Below are 20,661 nucleotides of genomic sequence, written 5' to 3' on the forward strand. Positions count from 1 at the left end.
TATCACATCTTGATATAAACAAAAAACGTCTGGAAAAACTATAATAATAGTTTTTCCAGACGTTTTTCTATCTCTCTTTATTAAGCCCTAATCTCTCAGTAAGTAAACGATGGTAGTAAATCGCGATAATTAACAAAATACCACCTACGCAGTAACCAGCTAAAATATCAGTTGGGTAATGTACATTTAAAATGACTCTACTTAATCCAATCGATAGAATTACTATACCCATCAAAATCGTTGTGACACATTTCCCAGCTACGCTTTTCAAATTAGCAGCAATGATATAAGTAAGAAATCCAAATGTCATAATTGATAGCATTGCATGTCCACTAGGAAAACTATATCCAAGTGCATCTAACGCTTCATTTAATGACGGACGTTCTCTCTTTACAATCTCTTTTATCCCTTTATTCACAAGATGTGTTACTAAAATTCCCATTGGATATACAATCATCGCAGCATAATAACGCTTCTTCCAAAAAACAAGCAAACTTATAACGAGCGTAGCGACTATCCCAATTGCTGATCCCAATTTTGTAAAGTACGAGAAAAATGTAAGAGAACTTTCCGTTTGTAGCCCTCTTACTAATCCACGGACATATGTATCCATCACTGTAACGCCACCTGCATGTACGCGCCAAGCAACAATACCAAATACAGCAAATAACAAACCGATACACATTACCTCATACTGATGTAACTTCTTCTTCAAACGATTTCCTCCTACTATGAAAAAATGCGATTTCTACTTTAGAAACCGCATTTCCTTGCTTATTTACCTTTTGTTTTTAGCTCTGTCCAGTAACGATCATAGTCTTTTAACTTATCGTCTACATCAACAAGCCATTCTGTACGATCTAACTCTTCTTTCGTTAAGAAAATCATGTGATTATCACGGTATTCTTTACTATGAAGAGGATGAGCTTTTTCATTTGGATTACTGTAACCAATTGACTCGTAGTTTTTCACACTTACTTTTTCATCTAGTAAGTAGTTCATAAATTTCTCAGCAAGCTCTTTATGTTTTGCACCTTTTGGAATTGCTAACGTATCAGCCCAAATTGTGCCGCCTTCTTTTGGTACAACATATTCTACATCTTTATTATCTTTTGCGATAAATGCTGCATCTCCAGACCAAACTGTTCCGATCCAAGCATCTTCTGTAATGAATTTTTGTTTAATGTTATCTGTATCAAACGCTAATAAGTTTGGAAGCAGCTTCTTTAAATCATCTGCTGCTGTCTTTAATTGTGCATCGTCTTTCGTACTGTTTGAGAACCCGTGCTTCTTAAGACCCATTCCTAATACTTCACGAGAATCGTTTAGTAACGTTACATGTCCTTTATATTTCTCATTCCATAAGTCAGCCCAGCTTGTAGGTGCTTCTTTCACATACTTTTTATTGTATGCAATCCCTGTTACACCCCAAGTGTACACTAAAGAATATTTATTCTCTGGATCAAACGCAGGTGTTTTAAAATTAGAAACCATGTTTTCGATATTCGGGATATTCTTTTTATCTAACGGTGCTAATAAGTCCATTTTCGCCATTGTTTTAACCATGTAATCAGACGGCTGGATTAAGTCATACTTTGCGCCACCAGCTTGTAATTTCGCAAGCATTTCTTCATTACTTGCGTACTTGTCATAGTTAATTTTCACATTATACTTCTTTTCAAAATCTTTTAGCACTTGCTCATCAAAATTGTCAGCCCAACTATAAATATTTAATTCTTCTTTCTTTTCACCACAACCAGCAAGCACACCAGCAACAAGGCTAAAGCTAATTGCTGCGCCAGCTATTCTTTTCATTAATTTCATCGGTTTATTACCCCCTTGTACTTTCTATATCGTTCGTATTATAAAGGAAGGTGTCCTCCAGAGTTTTCTTCACCATCTGCACCTTTGTTTCGGAAGATTTCAGATAGAACCATTAATCCTACGATAGCAACAATTAAAATTGTAGAAAGAGCATTAATTTCTGGTGATACTCCGCGCTTAACCATACTGTAAATGTATAGTGGCAATGTTGTTGATCCTGGTCCTGATACGAAGAAACTAATTACAAAATCATCAATTGATAATGTGAATGTTAATAATGCTGCCGAAATAACTCCCGGTGCAATTGCTGGGAACGTTACATAACGAAACGTTTGCCAAGGCGTTGCTCCTAGATCATTTGCAGCTTCTTCTAAGTCACGTCCCATACTTGAAAGACGCGCAGCTAAAATAACAACAACAAACGAAATGCTAAATGTAATATGTGCAATAATAATCGTTGTTTGTCCAAGTTCCATTCCTAACTGACTGAAAAGAATTAGTAAAGATAATCCCATTAAAATATCAGGAATTAAAATTGGTAAATATACAAGGCCATTAATAGCCCCTTCGAAACGATATTTATAACGATGTAAAGCAATTGCAAAGAATACACCAAGTACCGTTGTCACAATCGTTGTTATAACTGCAATCGTAATACTATTTACAAATGCATCAATAACATCTTGTTTTTGAAATAAATCTGTATACCAATGGAATGTAAAACCTTCCCACTCCGCATTAATGCGAGAGTCGTTGAAAGAATAGACCATTAAAACCATCATTGGAAAATACAAGAATAACAAAATTAACCAAGAATAAGAAACTAAAAACTTCTTCATCTTTGCCTATTCCCCTCCGTTCTCATTATATTTATATACTTTCGTTGCACGATAATATAAGTAAATTAACAGAACAGAGAATAGAACAACGATAATCGATAACGCAGATCCAAACGGCCAGTCACGTGCACCTAAGAATTGATTTTGAATAACGTTTCCGATTAATGCTACTTTCGATCCGCCCATCACGTCTGATACAACAAACATTCCGATAGAAGAAACGAATACTAAAATAGAACCAGTCGCAATTCCTGACATCGTCATCGGCACTGTTATATTCCAAAATGCCTTTATTGGTGTTGCTCCTAAATCATAAGCCGCTTCTAGCTTACGCTTATCCAGCTGCTCAATTGCTGCATACACTGGTAAAATCATAAATGGTAATAAAGAATAGACCATTCCGAGTATTACAGAAGGAGTATTATATAATAAATTTAACGGTTCACTAATAATGCCAAGCTTTAATAACAACGTATTCACAAGACCTTGTGAACGTAAAATAACAATCCATGCGTATGAACGAACAAGAAAGTTAATCCAAAACGGGATCGTTGCCAATAATAAAAGAATAGAGCGGTATTTGCGGTCAACAATTGTAATTGTATACGCAAACGGATAACCAATTAATAAACATATTACTGTTGTAATAACTGCGATCTTAACAGTTTCCCATAACGTTCCTAAGTACAATGGATCAAATACACGGGATATATTCTCCAGCGTAAATTGCATTTCTACTGTCCCGTAAGCTCCGCGCTGCATGAAGGCGAATCCTAATACGAATACGAGCGGGATTAGGAAGAAAATTAGCAGCCACGCGACTGTAGGTAGTGCGAGTAATTTCCCTTTTTTCAATTTAAGGTCACCTCGTCCTCTTGCTCCCAGCCTACATATACATTATCTCCAATGCTCCACTGCGCTGCCTCTTCAGCAGTTTGATATGCCATTAGTAATTCTGATGTTTTCTCATCACGTACATAAAGCTTCTCCATATTTCCGACAAACTCAATATCTTCAATATGTCCAAGATGGTATTCTTTTAAAATTGGTTCTTCAACCGAACGTACTTTTACATTTTCAGGGCGAATTGCTACATAGCCTTCCCCGTTCTTCACAATATTATTTTCACCGATGAATGTCGCAACGAACAATGTTTTCGGCTTATTATAAATTTCTTTCGGCGTTCCGATTTGTTCGATATGTCCTTTATTCATAACGACAATACGATCGCTCATGCTCATTGCTTCTTCTTGATCGTGCGTTACGTATATGAACGTAATTCCTAAATTACGTTGTAAGTTTTTCAATTCACGTTGCAAGTCTTTTCGTAACTTAAAGTCAAGCGCTCCAAGTGGCTCATCTAATAGTAATACACGCGGATTATTTACAATCGCTCTTGCAATTGCAACACGCTGCTGTTGTCCACCAGAAAGCTTCGCAGGTTTACGATTACGGAACTCAAGTAACTGCGTTAAACGCATTGCCTCTTCAGCACGCTCTTTCTGCTCTGCTGCTGATACTTTCTGCATTTTCATACCAAAACAAATATTCTTCTCTACTGTCATATGTGGGAATAGTGCGTAATGTTGGAACACTAGGTTCATATGACGCTTATATGGCGGCAAATCGTTAATTCTTTCATCATCTAATAAAAGATTCCCTTTAGTTGGAGTTTCAAATCCTGCGATCATACGAAGTAAAGTCGTTTTCCCGCAGCCACTCGGCCCTAAAATTGTTAAAAACTCTCCCTCTTTAATATCTAAAGAAAGAGGTGGGATAATCACTTGATTTCCAAAATGTTTTTCAACTGCTTCAACTTTAATAATCTTTTTCATTTTCCCGTCCTATCTACCTTAAATTTTAAATTTTTATATTCATGAATAAATATTTATGTTCTATAGACTATTTTTTGTTTCGATCCAAACAAAAATGGTTATTTAACAAGCGTTCGTTTCTATTCTTTATGTAGTATGTTTGATTCATTTTCGCATGATACATAACGTCGAACAGAAAAACCCCTTCCATTGCGAAGGGGCTATTATCATACGGCTACGCCTACTGATAAACACCATCATCATTTTAACAACTTTCGTATGAATTTTAAAGCACTTTTTGTAGAAGAGTAACGAATTTTCATGTCGAATGCTGTAGATTGGGCTAAAATGCTTTTATAATGTGAAAAAGTCCGAAAACTTTCTTTCCCATGATAACCCCCTAATCCACTACTTCCAACACCCCCAAAAGGTAAATATGGCGTGGCAAGATGATAGACAACATCATTAATACAGCCTCCACCATATGAAATATTACTCGTCACTTTCTTTTGTACTTCTTTATCTTCAGAAAATACATATAACGCTAACGGCTTCGGATGTTGCTGGATTGTGCCAATTACATCTTCTATGTTGTCGTACTCTATGATTGGTAAAATCGGACCAAAAATTTCGTCTTCCATAACAGTATCTTTCCATGTAATATCCGCTAGTACTGTCGGTTCAATATGTAATGTATCTTTCTTATAGTTTCCACCAATTACGACTTGACCATCTTGTAAAAATCCACATAATCTTTCGAAATGACGCTCACTTACAATACGCACATAATTTTCATTTTGCAAAGGTTCTTTACTATACTGCTCTATAATTTCATGTCGCAGTGCCTCAATTAGCTTTTCTTTCACGGAAGAATGCACATACATATAATCAGGCGCTACACACGTCTGCCCTGCATTTAAAAACTTACCCCAAACAATTCTTCTTGCTGTCATCTCTATCTTTGCATCTTTATGTACAATACAAGGACTTTTCCCGCCAAGTTCTAAAGTGAGCGGCGTCAACTGTTTCGCTGCTGCTTCCATTACAACTTTTCCAACGCCAACACTACCAGTAAAGAAAATATAATCAAATGGTTCCCTCAGCAAAGATGTACTCTCTTCAACGCCACCTTCTACTACCGCTACAAGCTCTTCTGGGAATAATTCATCTAACATTCTCTTAAGCACTTTTGAAACGCTTGGTGTTAACTCTGACGGCTTTAAAACGATTGTATTTCCAGCTGCCAGTGCTCCTACAAGTGGTGCAATTGCTAATTGAAAAGGATAGTTCCACGGTGCAATAATAAGTGTCACACCATACGGTTCTGGCACTACTTTTCCTTTTGATCCAAAATGAGTAAGTGCTGTTCGAACTCGTTTCGGTTTACTCCACGATGACATATGTTTCAATTGAAAGGAAATTTCTTTTAATACATATCCAACTTCCGTTGTAAACGACTCGTGAACTGACTTATTTAAATCTAATTTCAATGCCTGAAATATTTCTTCTTCAAAATGCTGAATGCCTTCATAAAGCTTCTTCAAATTATTCTTTCGCATTTCGATGCTTCTCGTATGCCCTTTTAAAAAATATTCCTTTTGCCTACTTACAATAGAGGAAATACTCATTCACTCACCTTCTCCCACTATTTTTATCCAATTCTTTCATTATTTATATAGACTTCATATATAACAAATTTCTATTCTTAAGGTTACATTATATATGACTTTTTCAGCTATATAAAATTCATTGCTCACAAAAAAACTACCGAAAGAAAATCTCTCGGTAGTTTTACAGTATTAACGATATAAACGAACAGCACCTGCAGAATTATCATCAGCTTGTCCTACTACTTCAAACTTCAGACCAAGCTTCGGTAAAATACGTCCTGCATCTGGAATCTGTTGATTAATATACGTTTTAGAATCATCAAACTTCGGTACACCTGCTAAACCATCATACGTATACGTTCCACGCGTTGGAGATACAACTTTCCAAGCTGGCGTTTTATCGAATGAGAACGCCGCATCTGCGATTTGGAATCGCGTACTACTTTCCACTGTCGGTTTACCATTTAAAGTTCCTACAATTGCTTCTGGATGAGAATCAACTACACCTAGGAAACCGTGTCCTGGATGTACACCTACCCAGTTATCTGTGTAAGCTGAATCTGCATACCATACAACCATACCAGCGTTATATACTGGACCACGTGCAAATTTTAACGCGTTATCTGAACCAGCATAGTTTCTCCACTCAACATAGTAGTTATGGCTTTTCTTCTCTGTTCCGTTAGAAACAGCAAAACCATCTAATTTGAATTGTGGCGTACCTTCTGCGTCATCAGAGAATACTACTTTATCATCTACTGTTAATGAAGCATTATCAAGTAAGAAACCATTTAATGCTAAACCACCATCAGTAATGTAATCAAATGTTAATTTTACTTTCTTACCTTTGAACTGGCTTAAATCATATGATTTGTCAATCCATTTTCCATTTGTCGAATCTGCATTTCCACTATTTGCTTTCTCACCAAGTCTTTCAATTAACGTTTGTTGACCATCTTCCGTTACAGCGTGTACTTCAAGGAAATCATACTCTGCTTCAATTTCATATAATGATTTGAAGTCAAATTTTGCAGTCGTTGCATTTGTTAAATCGAACAGTGGTGTTTCCATCTTCGTATGAAGATCATCACCTTTTGTGCTGTAGTAATACTGTTTTCCGAATGCCGGCTCAATTGTTTTTATATCTTTGTCTGGTAAGTTAACACGAATCATACCTGGACGGTTAGATTTCGTAACACTTTGGTCTAAATATGTTGCTAGGCCGATACCTTTATTTAATTTCTCGTAATCTACTTCTACGATATTTGCCCAGTTACCACCGATTGTTTTTTGGAAAAACTCTTTATTTTGTGGTGATAAGCTCGTTGGTGTTGTACCTGCAATTTTACCAGCCCAGCTTCCGCCACTCATGATAGACCAAGCTTGAATTGGCTCACCAGCACCGCTATATTGTGTATCATACTCATCTGGTAAACCTAAATCATGACCATATTCATGCGCGAATACACCAACTGCTCCATCTTCTGGTTCAATTGTGTAGTCGAACGCTGCCATCTTTCCACCCCAATATGGAACTTTCGCTTGTGTACCTTCAATTGCGAATGGTTTTGGTCCAACTGTCCAGCGATGTGACCAAATTGCATCATCACCTAATTTACCACCACCTGCTTCTTGTCCAACACCTGCATGAATAATCATTAAGTGATCAATTAAACCATCCGGTTGATTTTTATTTCCATCACCATTTACATCATATTGATCAAATTGATCAAACTCTGATAGATCAAGACCGCTATCTACAGCTGCTTTTAATGCATCTTTTACTAAATCACGTGGGCCTTTTGGTCCTTTATTATCATGACCGCCGCTAGCAGCATCTGCACCGTAATCAGCAGCTTTACCAGGAACTGTTAACCATTTTGTAACTGTTCCGTCCACTGTGTAACTACCACCAGATTGCTCTTCGTAATATTGTTTAAACGTTTCAATTTTACTTCCATCATCTAATGTAAACGGCTCGTTGCCGAATAACATTTTTTCATAATGTTCTTTATTAAAATCGTTAGAATACATATATCCAGGCTCTTTGTCGATATTATTATGTTTAAAGTCAGCGTACTCTACAAGTAAAACGAGTACTTTATCTTTACGTACATCACCGTTATAGTCTTTTTGTTTCGCTGGAGAAGTTGGTACTTTACCATTTAGACCGCCTTTAACTGGGCCTGTCGCTGCAGGTGTTCCTGTTGCAGGGTTATCTAATTTTTCTTTCGTGTCTGCTTTCGCATCTTTCACTTTCTTTAAAAAATCAGATGCTTCTTTCGTAAGTTGATCCCCATTTGGTACTTCTTTCCCAGGATTTTCACCCTTTTTGTTCTCTACATACTTTTCGACAGCTTTCTTTGTTTCTTTCTCTGAAGCTGACGAATCAATTACCCCACGTTTTTTTAGCGCATCTGCTAAACGTTCTTCCGGAATTAAGTGATCATCAACTGGGCTCGTAGCTGTTTTATTCGCAGGCGTTTCAGCATATGCAGATTGAGTACCAGCTCCGAATGAAAGGCCTAATACAGCTGTTAAAGCGATTGATGACAAAACTTTGAACGGTTTCTTGTTCATCCCTTATTTCCTCCCCTAATAAATAATATGTATTACAAATTGAATTTTATTAAAAATTCAATATTTTTTCAATATTTAGTCATATTATGTAATATTTTTAATATATTTGTAAAAATTTCATAGTTAGCATACGAATATATCACAATTCAACAATGTTTTCTGAAAATATTGAAAGTTTTTATCGAACAATTTATAATTTCCATAGAGGGAGTTTAATGGGGATTTTATCTTTGTTTCATCTACACAATATTTGATAATTCACTATATAAAACACAAAATCCGATTGCATTATCATGTATTCTGTAGCAGCAATTATGACCGATAATTAGGGAGGAATTACATTTGTACAAAGATAAGACAGACGCACTGGATCAAGAATGGATTGATTTAATACTTGAAGCTCTAGATGCTGGTATCGCCATGCAAGACATCGAGCAATTTTTCCAACGTATGAAGCCATCCAGTCAGGCTCAATAGGTTTGTTCTTTTTAACGAAGTTTATGTTATAATAATGACATCATAAGACAACTACATATTGATAGAAAGGTGCGCAAATATGATTGGAGAACGTATAAAACGCCTTCGTTTACAAAAAGGGATTTCATTAACTGAACTTGCCGAAAAAGCTGGCGTTGCTAAATCTTACATTAGTTCTATAGAACGAAATTTACAAAAAAACCCTTCCATTCAGTTTCTTGAAAAGATCGCAGCAGTTCTACAAATTCCAGTTGATACTTTACTTCATGATGAAACAACAAAGGAAACTAACCTAGACTCCGAATGGACACAACTCGTTAAAGATGCAATGAACTCTGGTGTCTCCAAAGAACAATTTCGTGAATTTCTTGAATTTACAAAGTGGAAGCAAAATCAAAAATAATAATAGAAAGAAGTGCTTACAACCAGCACTTCTTTTTCTTTATAAAAAAAAGCGGGAATACCCGCTTTTTTATTATTTTTCTTCCCCAGCTTCTTGGTTGGCATTGAATGTCCATTCTAAATTCAATGTATCACCTTGGAAGATATTTTGGTCTTTTCCATCATCTACGAATTCAAATTGTACCCATAGATAATCCTCTGTACCAGCTGCTAATCCACCCTTTTCTCCCCACTCAGGAGCAAAGATATCTTTAGCTAAAAGATCTGGATCAACTTTTTGTAAGTCTGCTAAAGTTGTTTCATATACAGGCTCACTTTGTTTATCCCAGTTCCAAAGGAATTTTACTTTAACGTGCTTACCAAAGTCTTCACCAGCATTATCACCTTTTGCATCTTTAACAGTATACTTTGTTGCTAATTTAACGTCTTTAATAGTTAACGAACCGCTGTTTTGTAATAAGAACTCTTTCTTAACAGAATCCCCTGGTTTTAAATCTTTAATATCTACAAGCGTCTTAGGGTTTAATGTAAGATCTAACGTCCCAGCTGCAAATGTATTGTTTGATACTTCTTTATCGCTAAAGAATGCAAATGTTCCTCCACCAATTAAAGCTAACCCCAATGCTGCTGATGCAACTCCCATACCTAATTTCTTTTTCAGACTCACAATCAATTCCCCCTAGCTTTTTTTTATATTTTTATCACTTATTTTTCAATAAGAGATGTAAAGAAAACTATATTAGCTTAGCTAATATGCGTTCTTTTTTAAAAACCTTATGTTCATTATAACGAACAACTCTATATAAACACAACACATATTTATTAATATTTTCAGTTATTTTTATTTCTCAATATTTTTTAGACTTTTCAGAAAAATAATGATAATTTATAACTTTTTTCACACTCAAATCATTTAATACTATAAGAAAAAAGAAAAACAAAGAGGTGAGGGCTAACGTTCCCTCACACTCGTATAAATATTACTAGTCTTGCTTATTCGTTCACTCTCTCTTACACCACATTCTTGTTTTCTGGCTGTTTCACTAAAGCAGTTACTCCGCTTTCTTCTGCTCTTCTAGCTTTTTCTGTTCTTCCACTTTCTTTTGCTCTTCTACTTTTTTCTGTTCTTCTACTTTCTTCTGTTCTTCTACTTTCTTTTGTTCTTCGGCTTTCTTCTGTTCTTCTACTTTCTTTTGTTCTTCGGCTTTCTTTTGTTCCTCTGCTTTCTTTTGTTCTTCTACTTTCTTCTGTTCCTCTGCTTTCTTTTGTTCTTCTACTTTCTTTTGTCCTTCCGCTTCAATTGCAACGTTTAATTGTTGCTGAAGAGCCTGAATTTGCTCATCAATAGCTTTCAAGCTAATTTCTTTCTCAATATAGTCACGCTTCTCTTTGATACTGCGAAAGCCTTCATTTACATATACGGACACTTGCTGCATCGACTCATCTTTATTTACCTTTAATTCTTCTTGTATTTGATTGTAAGGAGCTTCTATTTCAGTATATACATTTTGCAGAGCTTCCTTCTCAGCAACAATTTTCTCACGCCCTTGTTGCCATACAGAAATCGCCTGTTTTATTTCTTCAATAGAAGTTGCTTTCAATTTCCCCTTCATCGTTCCATACTCACGCTCAATAAACTGTTTATGTTTCTCAGATTGCTCTTTTAACGTATTAACTGTTTTCGGAAATATAATTGCTGTAGAAAGCGTCGCTTCTACTTTCGTTTCATGAATGAACGCCGCTTCTGTATGCGTCATAATTTGAGATCCTAAATAAAACGTAATAGAACACATACACGGCAATATAAGCATCTTTTTAAAATTACGCGGTCTTTTCAGCATCTTAATCTCTCCCATCGAACATTACGTTCTTTATACAGAACATTATCTATATTATAGTAAAGAACTATTAAAATTGATAGACAAATACTAGAAAAATAGAAAAAGGGCTATCCATGTGATAGCCCTTTTTATTATTATCTTTCTTCACCTGCTGTTTGTTGTGCATCAAACGTCCAATTTAATTGTAACTTATCGCCTTGGAATTGATTTTGATCTTTTCCATTATCAACGAACTCAAATTTCACTTTGAATTTATCAGATTTACCTGCTGAAATACCTTTTTCATCCCAGAACCAAGCCGATAAATCATTATCTACAGCTGTAAGTGTGTCACCTTTTAATTTATCTAAAGTAGTTTGTTTCACAATTGTCTCATGCTTATCTACATTTTTTAAGAATGTTACTTTAATATGTTTACCAAAATCATCTTTATTATCTTTCTTTACATCTTCTACATTATAATCTGTTTTCAGTAGAACCTTTTTAATATCTAAAGAACCTTTATTTTCTAGTTTAAATTCTTTTTCAATTGTATCCCCAGGTTTTAAATTCGATACGTTAACAACTGTTGATGGATTTAATGCTAAATCCAGTGTTCCAGCCGCAAATGTATTGTTTGACACTTCTTTATCACTGAAAAATGCAAATGTTCCTCCACCAACTAAAGCTGCTCCTAATACTGCTGATGTAATACCCATTCCTAATTTTTTCTTTAAAGTCATGTCCATATCCCCTTAATATATATTTGTTAACTTCCTAAACGGAAAGTATAACCAAACGAACTAGACGGATTGTTCTACTTTTTTATCTTTCTTTTCTCCGTCAATGCTACGAATAGCACCAAAAATAGAAATAGCGGAATAACCAAGCAAAAAGACTCCTGGAATAATAAGAAGCAATGCTGCTCCCGCTTTTGAATTCGCATAATTCAGTAAATAACCAACATACGGAACTGTAATATCTGCATACTTTCCAACTACATTTTCTGCAAGTACTGGCTCTAAATCTGGTCCGTTGTTGTTATCCCCTTTTGTTTCATACATTACTTTTCCATTTGTATCTTTCACACCGATAATACGGTGAGTGATAATTTTTTGATCTTTCTCTTTAAAGGTAATAACATCACCTTTTTGATATTTAGAACCATCTTTGTTTGGTTCTATTGCAATGATTGATCCTGTTAAAAACGTCGGCTCCATTGATCCTGAAAGAACGCTCTTAAATTGATATCCCATCACTGTCGGATCACCACCGCTTGCTTTTGAAGAAATAACTACAAAAGCTAAAAAAACCATCAATGCAAATAAAACAAATGAGATCGCGTTGCTAATTATCTTCCATATTAATTTCATCGTCTCTCTCCCTCTCCGTTGTTTTATATTATTTGAAGTATGCAACATCCACTTTGTTCTTTAACAAGAACACAAGTAAATGATATAACGAACTTTAAGTTATTGCAATAAGAAAATTTACAATTATTAGTTATTTAAAATATAGAAAAAAGACTGCGCCAAAATTTTACACAGTCTTTTTATTAGTAATTTATTTATCTTCTGATTTCATTCCTTTTGTATTTCGGCGCAACACTACATATAAAATTGCTCCAAATAATATAATCGCACCTATCCCAACACTTATTACTTTCACATTTGAGTCTTTTACTTCAGGCATAGTTGTATCTTTTTTAGGCATCGTAAAAGTGACATCTTCTGTTGAAAGAACATTTACCGTCGCAATTGTTTGATTATTTTTCGTAATATCAACTGCACCAACTACCTCACCACGATGTATTCCTTTATGATATAAAGATTCTTTATCTAATGAAGCCGCCCGGAAAATAGTTTTCACATTTTTCCCTTCATCTTTCTTAAGCATAAGCTCCGCACTTTGTTCCAACTCAGAATTAACATCTTTATTTAAATATGTTGTTTTTTGATGCCAATTATGTTTATCAAGCACCATTTGCTTCGTAAATTGACCGAAAGAATATTCCGCCATCTGCTTTAAATCTTCATAAATTTCAGGTCTCTGAGAAGCCATTACTACGCTTATAATACGATTTCCATCTTTCTCATTTAATAAAACAAGTGTATTACGTGCTTCATTCGTAAACCCTGTCTTACCGCCAATGCTATATGGATTTTCAAAAAAATTAGATTTATTAAAAATAGACACCGTCTGCCTAGACGTCGTAACTGTCGTTCTTTTCGTATTCATCGCTTGTAAAATTTCAGGATACTTTTGCACACCCTTCGTAATCATAGCCATATCATACGGCGTCGTATAATGGTTCGGATCATGCAATCCATTCGGTGTTACAAAGTGGCTATCTTTCGCTCCTAATTGCTTCGCTTTCTCATTCATCATATTAGCGAAATTCTCAACACTCCCGCCAATCCGCTCCGCAATCGCATACGACACATCATTCGCACTCAGCACCATTAAAATCATAAGCGCAGTATTTCTATTAATTGTCTCTCCAGGTTGAAACTCAATTTGATAATTACTCTTCTCTTGATCTAATGCTAATTGTGAAAATGTAAATTGATCCTCTGGCTTTGTATGCTCCATGAGTAAAATCGCTGTTAACACCTTCGTCGTACTAGCAGGATATGCTCGGTGATATGCGTTTTTATCATACAAAACATCTCCTGTTTTCGCATCAATTGTCGTTGCAAACTGACTAAAAACATTCGGTCCTTCCGCAGGTGGTGGTGCAACTTGTTCTGGATTTACTCCAATATTCGTCTCAGCACGCAATGTTATGGGCGTCAAAAAAAACGAACAAATAACTGTAATAAAAACCAAAATTTTCTTAAAATTTACCATATGACTCTCCCTTTTCCATTTACTCCTTAACAAAATAATAAATCTACCAATCATATGTAATTTGTATTATATTGGAAGAAATTTCACTATTTTTTACTATATCATACTTTTACGATAAAGAACATAAATATACAATAAAAATAAGAAGGAATTACTCTTTCTTATCCTTCTCATCAATCAACGAATCTATTAACTTTTGACTAGCTTCCTCGGGCGTAATCTCATCTGTTATTCCCATAAACGACCAACCTTTAGAATCAACCCACTCAACAAACTCTTGTAAAAATTCATCATGTGTAACATCCACATCAAGAATCGATCCATTAATCGAAATCGTTCTATTTTTAGACACGCGCATCTTGAACGTTTTTCTTACCATTACAACTTTTCTCCCTCTACTTCTGAATATTTATAAAGTGAAACTTTCATCAACCCTCACGAATCGGACTTTTACGGGCATTCCGACCCGAACCTAACTTCTTTACTTTTGCTGAATTTCGAGGTAAGGGATCTTACTGCCCGCAAATAGCGAGATAAAATAATCATGTATCTCTGTTATACATGATTTTCAGTAAATTGTAAAAAGGATATATTGGCCAATTTAAATAGCAAAAATGAAAATCTCTTACCTACGTAAACGTAATACGGCATACAATTGCTCATAAATTATTAAATAAATCCATAAAAATATACACTTTAAAACATAATTGAGTAAGCCATTCTAGTCTTTTGGAAGATATTATCTAAAATAGTATACTAAACGGATAAAGGATATTTGAATAAAGAAACTGAGGCTTTCTATTTAGCTGGACTCTTAAGTTGTAGACTTAGAGACTGATGCCGGAATTCATATTTAATTTCTATTTCTGTACATCATATCGTAAGAAAGAAGGTAGTACTGTGAAAACAACAGAAAATTTTACTGACAGGGCCGATATATATGCAAAATATCGCCCTAGTTATCCTAATGAATATATTGATTACTTGCTTTCAGCTAACCAACTGAAAGGGAATCGGATTGTGGCTGATATTGGTTCAGGTACGGGGATATTTAGCCACCAGCTGCTTGAAAGTGGTTTACATGTTATTGGAGTTGAGCCAAATGATGCTATGAGAAAGATGGCTGAGCAATCATTAAAACTATATTCTCGTTTTCAATCCATAAAAGCAACTGCTGAAAATACCACTTTAAAAGAAAATAGTGTAGATTTAGTAACTGTTGCCCAAGCATTTCATTGGTTTGATAAAGAGGCTTTCAAAATCGAATGCCAACGAATTTTAAAACAAAAAGCAAATGTTGCACTTGTTTGGAATAGTAGAGATTTAACTAGTCCACTTATTAAAGAGAATGCAGAAATTTGCCAGAAAACCTGTCCAAACTTTAAAGGCTTTAGCGGTGGAATAGATGAAACTCCAGAAGTATTTAACAACTTTTTTAAAGATGGAAAGTATGATTTTAAAGAATATCAAAATGATTTACTTTTTGATTATGAAGGGTTTTTGGGAAGGAATTTATCAGCATCTTATGCTCCGAAAGAAAATGACGAACAGTATAAAAACTTTATTTTTCTCCTATCAGAGCTATTCGAAAAATACAGTAAAGATGGAAAAATTATTCTCCCGAATTTAACACGAAGCTATCTAGGCAATGTATAAACAGCCTGATACAAAGAGACATTGAACGGAATTAAAACAAGCCTAGCCCCTCCCTGAATGTAGAACGAGGTTAGGCTTGTTTTGCATTTTACCACATCAAATTCAAATGACTTTCGTACAATAAAGTAGAATATATTAGAAAACACCTTAAACTGAGGAGGAACTCAATGGCGCGTTGTACGTATTGTAAAACGAAATGGAAAGTAAAAGATGTATGGTCAATACTCGTGACATTTGAAAAAGATTGTCCGTATTGTTTTGGGAGGCAATATCTATCAAAGAAAACAGTGAACGCTATGCCAGAACTTATAAGCTTACCTTTACACTTCTTGTTCCCTTTTCTTGTTGATTTGAGTGATGAAGGTCCTTTGGATTGGTATCGGAAATAATATAACCTCTACATCCAAAGACTACTTTCTACTAAATTCGCTTCTCATCATTATCCCTTCATACATTACTCTCATAATCGCTTATACTTTCCCTTTTAAAGATCCCATAGCTCAACAGGAAGAGCGTCCCCTGAACAAATTTTATCAATTATGACTAAAAAAACAGTGATATATGTATACTGTTAAACATAAAAAATTAGCATTAGGTTCCAATTAAATATTAATTGAAACCCAACACTACTTGTATTCTGTAATTCAGAATACAAGTAGTGTTTTTTATTATGCATTTTTGCATACAGTATTGTTTTCTCTTGTAAATAGATAATAATGGTATATAATAAAACCAACGTTTTACCAATAAAAGGTAATAAAGAGTAGTGGGATAAGCAAATAACCAAAACGTATTAACAGATTTGTTCTATGTAAATCATGATACATATACGGAATCAAAACTATGAAATTTTATGTAGAGGTTAGATTACTACAAGATGAAAGATTCATAGCGAATACACTTAAGGAAAAAACGTTCCATTAGATTAATGTGATATCTATCGAATGAATTGAGAATATACTTAGGGGGAATTTCAAGTGAAAACATTTGGTAAAGTATTATTAACTGGCGCATTAGCTTTAGGCGGTTTAACGGTTATGAACATTGAAACACCAAAAGCACATGCTGACGAATGGGATGGTTGTCATTACATTTGTGGTCCTGGTGAAACGGTGAACGGTGTTACAGTTCAGGTACACTCTACACAAGTTACTTTTGGTAACAGCGTAATTGCAAGAATTACAAATGACCGAGCTGAAGAAATTCATTACAATGTCAGCCTTGAAAAGAAATATGGCGATAGATGGGGAGAATTTGAAACCAACTTCCGTTGGCAAAATCAATGGGTCCCAGCTGGAAGCAATGATGAAATTGCAACTTTCACAGGATATGGCGATGATATTTATGAGGATGGAACATATCGTTATAAAGTCGAAATAAAAGGCGCTGACGGTTCTATTGATACAATTTACACAGCAGGAATGACAGTTACAGGACGATAGCTTATGAACAAGCTCCATTATTTATGATTGTATTTTTGAAAATATCATTGATAATTGCGTTGATATTATTATTAAAATAAGCTCTTCGGGGCTTATTTTTTTATACAAAAATTAGAATATAAATATTCAGAAAATTACATCTTTACACCATTGAAGTTCGTTGCTATTATAGGAATACATCAAATGTTACAATACTCAACAAATTGTACAAATTCTCCGATTACACGGATGAAATGAAAATACATTGCTGATGGTAACATTTATAGTTGGGATCCCGTAGCTCAGCAGGGAGAGCGCCACCTTGACAGGGTGGAGGTCGCTGGTTCGAACCCAGTCGGGATCATATGAAAAACCCCTTGATAGTCAAGGGGTTTTCTTTATGTAGCAAATAAATGCTTATTATTAAAACTAAATTTTTTCCCTACTTCTTTTCTCCATTTTGGAGAAAGACATAAATTATATTAATCATCGCTCTGCGTTGTTCGCTAGAACTCGATTCTTTACTCTCTTTTGAGAGCTTTTTAAAATTCTCTTTGAAAAATAGCCTAATACGACAATTTTTATATTTATTTATATAAATTTCTCAACAAAAAAGATCTACACAGTTTAACTATGCAGATCTTTGTAAATTTAAGTTTAAAAATGAATAGACGAATCCTATTTTTGCCCTAACTTGATTGCCTTTTTGATATTACTAAATGCACCTTTACCATATATTAATACGCCACCGCGGTAAACACGACTCGTTAAACCAATCATTATACATATTGTTGCGATTAGAATCCCTAATGCTAGCGCAATCTCCCATACTGGGATATTAAGGAATCCAATTCGTACAAGCATAACTATAGGAGTAAAGAAAGGTACATAACTAGTAATGGTAACAACCATGCTGCTTGGATTTGACATTCCATAAATTGCGATATACAAAGCAGCAAGTAACATAAACATCAGCGGCATAACAGCTTGAGAAGATTCCTCTATACGCGTAATGATAGAGCCAAATAGACAAGATAATGAGCCATATAATAAGAATCCTAATGTGAAGAATAGAATCCCATAAAAGACTAGAGTTGGAGCAACAGAATTTAAATCAATACTATTTAAAATATCATTTTTCGAATCATTAATTGCTGTTTTATATCCAACAGTTGCGACCAAGCCCCAAATTATGATTTGCGTAATACCAGCCAATAATGTCGAGAATAGCTTCGCATATAAATGTTTGGTAGGCGAAATACTTGAAACAACTAACTCCATAACACGAGAAGATTTCTCTGTTGCAACATCTGTTGCTAATTGTGCAGCATACATTAATATCATTAGATAATTTAGCATGATAAAGACATTAATTAAAATTCCTACCCCCTCAGTATGTTCTCCATCTTTAACCTTATCTGAAACCGTTTTGGTATGAATTTCTACTGGCGTTGTTAACACCTTTAATTCATCTTGCGATAGATTCAAATGCTGGGCGAAGTTAGAAGATTGTATTTGAGATAAAATCGTTTGAACCTTGCTAACATCTTGCTGATTTACATCCGTCTCAGTTATATACGTAGCCTTTAATTGTTTATTATTCAATTCCTCTACAACGATTGCATATGTATAATCACCATTTTTAACACCTGATTCTGCTTTTTGTTTATCCGTGCTACGTTTAACTTGTATCTTACTATCAACATTTTTAAACACTTGATGAATGGTTGAATATAATTCTTCTTTTTCTGTAACAACAACAACTTGATCGTCCTCGTTACCTGCAAACAAGTTATAAATCTTGTCAAAATTCATCAATCCTATAATTAACATAGAAACTATTATTGTAATAGCAAAATATGATTTTGATTTCACTTTAGATTTATAGTTTTGTAAAAAAATTGTCCAGAAACTACTCATTTTGTGCACCTACTTTCGCAATAAAGATATCATTTAATGTAGGCTCTTCTACTGCAAACTTTTTAACATACCCTAATTTTGTTATCTCTTTAAATAAAACATGTGACACTTCTTCATATGAAATTTTAAGAGTAACTGCATTTTTACGTTTCTTCATACTTTCTACACCTTTTATTTCTTTCAAATGGTCAAAGTCATGATCGCCAACGATTACAACGTTCTTTTTACCAAAATCACTTTTAATTTTGGCAATGTCACCCTGAACAACAGGTACACCTTTGTGCATAATACAAATGTGTTGGCATAATTCTTCCACATGTTCCATACGATGTGAACTAAAAAGAATTGACGACCCTTGTTTTTGCATATCAAGAACAGCGTCTTTTAACATTTCAACATTTACTGGGTCTAAACCACTAAATGGTTCATCTAAAATTAAGAGTTCAGGCTTATGTATAATCGCTGTTATCAGCTGGATTTTTTGCTGATTCCCTTTAGAAAGTTCTCCTACCTTTTTGTTCAGATGCTCAGTAATATTAAAACGCTCCAGCCAATAGTGAAGTTCTTTTTCTGCATCTTTACTTTTCATGTTCTTTAGTTTTGCAAAAAAGTTAACTTGTTCTTTGACAGTCATTTTCGCATAAAGACCACGTTCTTCTGGTAAATACCCAATTTTATCTGTAACACCATAATTTATAGGTTTACCATTCCATGAAATGGTCCCACTTGATTTCGATAAAAGTCCAAGTATCATTCGAAATGTAGTCGTTTTACCTGCTCCATTCCCGCCCAAGAATCCAAATATTTCACCTTTTGGTATCTCGATATTCAAATTATTCACTGCAACATGCTCGTCAAATTTCTTTGTTAAATCTTTAATTAGTAAACTCATTATCCGCACCCTTAATTCCCAAGATGATTTATTTATACAATTGTATATCCATAGTCAACCACAATATTTTGCCCTCTAATGGCATCGCTTTTATCAGACATTAAAAATAAAATGACATTTGTTACATCTGAAATTCAAACAAATTCCATATATGTAATTTTTTCCAATAACTTATTTCCTTCAAAGGACTTCAAATAGCTTTCGTTATTATTGTTTATGCTATAGGACAGTGAATTGTATACCACTGTAATGATTAATTTTTTATCTTTCAAAAATTAATTATTACCAACAAATGTTATATTTCGCATTATAAGGTTAGCATAAGATTTAAAATATTTAATATGCAATTTTGCATATTTTAACACTCTCAATTATTTACATAGCGTTGACCATCTCTATTTAAAGCGGCCTCCAACATTCACAAAATTCACTTAAAACAAGAATTTGTTTATCCATACTTTTTCTTTAATTTTTCATGGAAGAACTGAAATTAATTAGTACCCCTGTTAAACACCTAAATCTGATACTTAAACTAACTAATCTTCCTCTAATAAAT

21 protein-coding genes and 1 tRNA gene are annotated in these 20,661 nt (G+C 34.5%); 6 read left to right on the forward strand and 16 right to left on the reverse strand.

Features of this window, described 5'->3' with window-relative positions; translation table 11 throughout:
* Window positions 1–67 precede the first annotated feature (67 nt).
* The 7 genes from BLT20_RS01405 to inhA1 all read right to left on the reverse strand — a co-directional run bounded on the left by BLT20_RS01405 (window position 68) and on the right by inhA1 (window position 8,667).
* Window positions 68–715, reverse strand: a complete 648-nt coding sequence (locus BLT20_RS01405; RefSeq protein ID WP_000727797.1) for a phosphatase PAP2 family protein — start codon at window positions 713–715, stop codon at window positions 68–70.
* Window positions 716–774: 59 nt separating this feature from the next.
* A complete protein-coding gene (gene potD / locus BLT20_RS01410; protein ID WP_000772484.1) occupies window positions 775–1,824 on the reverse strand; it encodes a spermidine/putrescine ABC transporter substrate-binding protein PotD in 1,050 nt (349 codons plus the stop codon).
* 38 nt (window positions 1,825–1,862) lie between these two features.
* Complete coding sequence (gene potC / locus BLT20_RS01415) at window positions 1,863–2,663, reverse strand: spermidine/putrescine ABC transporter permease PotC (RefSeq protein ID WP_000714192.1); 801 nt, start codon at window positions 2,661–2,663, stop codon at window positions 1,863–1,865.
* Between the two features lie 6 nt (window positions 2,664–2,669).
* Entirely contained in the window at window positions 2,670–3,518 is an 849-nt protein-coding gene (gene potB, locus BLT20_RS01420) for a spermidine/putrescine ABC transporter permease PotB (RefSeq protein WP_000715500.1), read from the reverse strand.
* Window positions 3,515–4,498, reverse strand: coding sequence for a spermidine/putrescine ABC transporter ATP-binding protein PotA (gene potA / locus BLT20_RS01425; protein ID WP_000720333.1), 984 nt, complete (start codon window positions 4,496–4,498; stop codon window positions 3,515–3,517). Before potA ends, potB begins: the two co-directional genes overlap by 4 nt.
* 239 nt (window positions 4,499–4,737) lie before the next feature.
* Window positions 4,738–6,105, reverse strand: a complete 1,368-nt coding sequence (locus BLT20_RS01430) for an aldehyde dehydrogenase (RefSeq protein ID WP_000028375.1) — start codon at window positions 6,103–6,105, stop codon at window positions 4,738–4,740.
* Window positions 6,106–6,276: 171 nt separating this feature from the next.
* Window positions 6,277–8,667 carry a M6 family metalloprotease immune inhibitor InhA1 gene (gene inhA1 / locus BLT20_RS01435; protein WP_001035936.1) on the reverse strand — a complete coding sequence of 797 codons (2,391 nt, stop codon included), beginning with the start codon at window positions 8,665–8,667 and terminating at the stop codon, window positions 6,277–6,279.
* A 342-nt stretch (window positions 8,668–9,009) separates the two neighbouring features.
* On the opposite strand from inhA1, the gene BLT20_RS01440 reads away from it, so the two are divergent.
* Both BLT20_RS01440 and BLT20_RS01445 read left to right on the forward strand, forming a co-directional pair.
* The gene (locus BLT20_RS01440; protein ID WP_000276219.1) at window positions 9,010–9,144 is read left to right on the forward strand and encodes an anti-repressor SinI family protein; all 135 of its coding nucleotides are present in this window, start codon (window positions 9,010–9,012) and stop codon (window positions 9,142–9,144) included.
* Between the two features lie 79 nt (window positions 9,145–9,223).
* Window positions 9,224–9,547: a helix-turn-helix domain-containing protein gene (locus BLT20_RS01445; RefSeq protein ID WP_000578885.1), complete on the forward strand. Its 324-nt coding sequence runs from the start codon at window positions 9,224–9,226 to the stop codon at window positions 9,545–9,547.
* Between the two features lie 72 nt (window positions 9,548–9,619).
* Here the strand turns inward: BLT20_RS01445 and calY are convergent, their stop codons facing one another.
* The 6 genes from calY to BLT20_RS01475 all read right to left on the reverse strand — a co-directional run bounded on the left by calY (window position 9,620) and on the right by BLT20_RS01475 (window position 14,595).
* Window positions 9,620–10,213 carry a biofilm matrix protein CalY gene (calY, locus tag BLT20_RS01450; RefSeq protein WP_000053713.1) on the reverse strand — a complete coding sequence of 198 codons (594 nt, stop codon included), beginning with the start codon at window positions 10,211–10,213 and terminating at the stop codon, window positions 9,620–9,622.
* A gap of 385 nt (window positions 10,214–10,598) precedes the next feature.
* Window positions 10,599–11,387: a DUF4047 domain-containing protein gene (locus tag BLT20_RS01455; RefSeq protein WP_371127980.1), complete on the reverse strand. Its 789-nt coding sequence runs from the start codon at window positions 11,385–11,387 to the stop codon at window positions 10,599–10,601.
* A gap of 134 nt (window positions 11,388–11,521) precedes the next feature.
* A complete protein-coding gene (locus BLT20_RS01460) occupies window positions 11,522–12,109 on the reverse strand; it encodes a CalY family protein (RefSeq protein WP_000172852.1) in 588 nt (195 codons plus the stop codon).
* Window positions 12,110–12,169: 60 nt separating this feature from the next.
* On the reverse strand, window positions 12,170–12,739 hold the full coding sequence (sipW, locus tag BLT20_RS01465) for a signal peptidase I SipW (protein WP_000767792.1): 570 nt from the start codon (window positions 12,737–12,739) through the stop codon (window positions 12,170–12,172).
* Between the two features lie 190 nt (window positions 12,740–12,929).
* Window positions 12,930–14,216, reverse strand: coding sequence for a D-alanyl-D-alanine carboxypeptidase family protein (locus BLT20_RS01470; protein ID WP_000247030.1), 1,287 nt, complete (start codon window positions 14,214–14,216; stop codon window positions 12,930–12,932).
* 151 nt (window positions 14,217–14,367) lie between these two features.
* Window positions 14,368–14,595 (reverse strand): hypothetical protein, encoded by a 228-nt coding sequence (locus BLT20_RS01475; protein ID WP_000251856.1) that lies wholly within the window; start codon window positions 14,593–14,595, stop codon window positions 14,368–14,370.
* A 521-nt stretch (window positions 14,596–15,116) separates the two neighbouring features.
* Here BLT20_RS01475 and BLT20_RS01480 point away from each other — a divergent pair.
* From BLT20_RS01480 to BLT20_RS01495, 4 genes are all read left to right on the forward strand, one after another.
* Window positions 15,117–15,872, forward strand: a complete 756-nt coding sequence (locus BLT20_RS01480; protein WP_000858655.1) for a class I SAM-dependent methyltransferase — start codon at window positions 15,117–15,119, stop codon at window positions 15,870–15,872.
* A 167-nt stretch (window positions 15,873–16,039) separates the two neighbouring features.
* Window positions 16,040–16,261, forward strand: coding sequence for a hypothetical protein (locus BLT20_RS01485; RefSeq protein ID WP_000090221.1), 222 nt, complete (start codon window positions 16,040–16,042; stop codon window positions 16,259–16,261).
* 588 nt (window positions 16,262–16,849) lie between these two features.
* Window positions 16,850–17,314 carry a hypothetical protein gene (locus BLT20_RS01490; RefSeq protein WP_000846655.1) on the forward strand — a complete coding sequence of 155 codons (465 nt, stop codon included), beginning with the start codon at window positions 16,850–16,852 and terminating at the stop codon, window positions 17,312–17,314.
* A gap of 270 nt (window positions 17,315–17,584) precedes the next feature.
* Window positions 17,585–17,657 (forward strand) — tRNA-Val (locus tag BLT20_RS01495).
* A 314-nt stretch (window positions 17,658–17,971) separates the two neighbouring features.
* On the opposite strand, the gene BLT20_RS01500 is transcribed toward BLT20_RS01495, so the two are convergent.
* The 3 genes from BLT20_RS01500 to BLT20_RS31240 are packed head-to-tail and all read right to left on the reverse strand — an operon-like array spanning window position 17,972 to window position 20,206.
* The gene (locus tag BLT20_RS01500) at window positions 17,972–19,213 is read right to left on the reverse strand and encodes an ABC transporter permease (protein ID WP_000094235.1); all 1,242 of its coding nucleotides are present in this window, start codon (window positions 19,211–19,213) and stop codon (window positions 17,972–17,974) included.
* Window positions 19,206–20,105, reverse strand: coding sequence for an ABC transporter ATP-binding protein (locus BLT20_RS01505; protein WP_000054722.1), 900 nt, complete (start codon window positions 20,103–20,105; stop codon window positions 19,206–19,208). Before BLT20_RS01505 ends, BLT20_RS01500 begins: the two co-directional genes overlap by 8 nt.
* Before the next feature lie 32 nt (window positions 20,106–20,137).
* A complete protein-coding gene (locus BLT20_RS31240; RefSeq protein WP_131232464.1) occupies window positions 20,138–20,206 on the reverse strand; it encodes a hypothetical protein in 69 nt (22 codons plus the stop codon).
* Window positions 20,207–20,661 lie beyond the last annotated feature (455 nt).

This window comes from Bacillus sp. cl96, from assembly GCF_900100505.1.
GTDB classification, from domain to species: domain Bacteria; phylum Bacillota; class Bacilli; order Bacillales; family Bacillaceae_G; genus Bacillus_A; species Bacillus_A cereus.

Coding starts and splice junctions, on each gene's coding strand:
- potD (WP_000772484.1), bottom strand. CDS start 1,824: ATGAAATTAATGAAAAGAATAGCTGGCGCAGCAATTAGCTTTAGCCTT.
- potC (WP_000714192.1), bottom strand. CDS start 2,663: ATGAAGAAGTTTTTAGTTTCTTATTCTTGGTTAATTTTGTTATTCTTG.
- potA (WP_000720333.1), bottom strand. CDS start 4,498: ATGAAAAAGATTATTAAAGTTGAAGCAGTTGAAAAACATTTTGGAAAT.
- BLT20_RS01430 (WP_000028375.1), bottom strand. CDS start 6,105: ATGAGTATTTCCTCTATTGTAAGTAGGCAAAAGGAATATTTTTTAAAA.
- inhA1 (WP_001035936.1), bottom strand. CDS start 8,667: ATGAACAAGAAACCGTTCAAAGTTTTGTCATCAATCGCTTTAACAGCT.
- BLT20_RS01445 (WP_000578885.1), top strand. CDS start 9,224: ATGATTGGAGAACGTATAAAACGCCTTCGTTTACAAAAAGGGATTTCA.
- BLT20_RS01455 (WP_371127980.1), bottom strand. CDS start 11,387: ATGCTGAAAAGACCGCGTAATTTTAAAAAGATGCTTATATTGCCGTGT.
- BLT20_RS01460 (WP_000172852.1), bottom strand. CDS start 12,109: ATGACTTTAAAGAAAAAATTAGGAATGGGTATTACATCAGCAGTATTA.
- sipW (WP_000767792.1), bottom strand. CDS start 12,739: ATGAAATTAATATGGAAGATAATTAGCAACGCGATCTCATTTGTTTTA.
- BLT20_RS01470 (WP_000247030.1), bottom strand. CDS start 14,216: ATGGTAAATTTTAAGAAAATTTTGGTTTTTATTACAGTTATTTGTTCG.
- BLT20_RS01475 (WP_000251856.1), bottom strand. CDS start 14,595: ATGGTAAGAAAAACGTTCAAGATGCGCGTGTCTAAAAATAGAACGATT.
- BLT20_RS01485 (WP_000090221.1), top strand. CDS start 16,040: ATGGCGCGTTGTACGTATTGTAAAACGAAATGGAAAGTAAAAGATGTA.
- BLT20_RS01500 (WP_000094235.1), bottom strand. CDS start 19,213: ATGAGTAGTTTCTGGACAATTTTTTTACAAAACTATAAATCTAAAGTG.
- BLT20_RS01505 (WP_000054722.1), bottom strand. CDS start 20,105: ATGAGTTTACTAATTAAAGATTTAACAAAGAAATTTGACGAGCATGTT.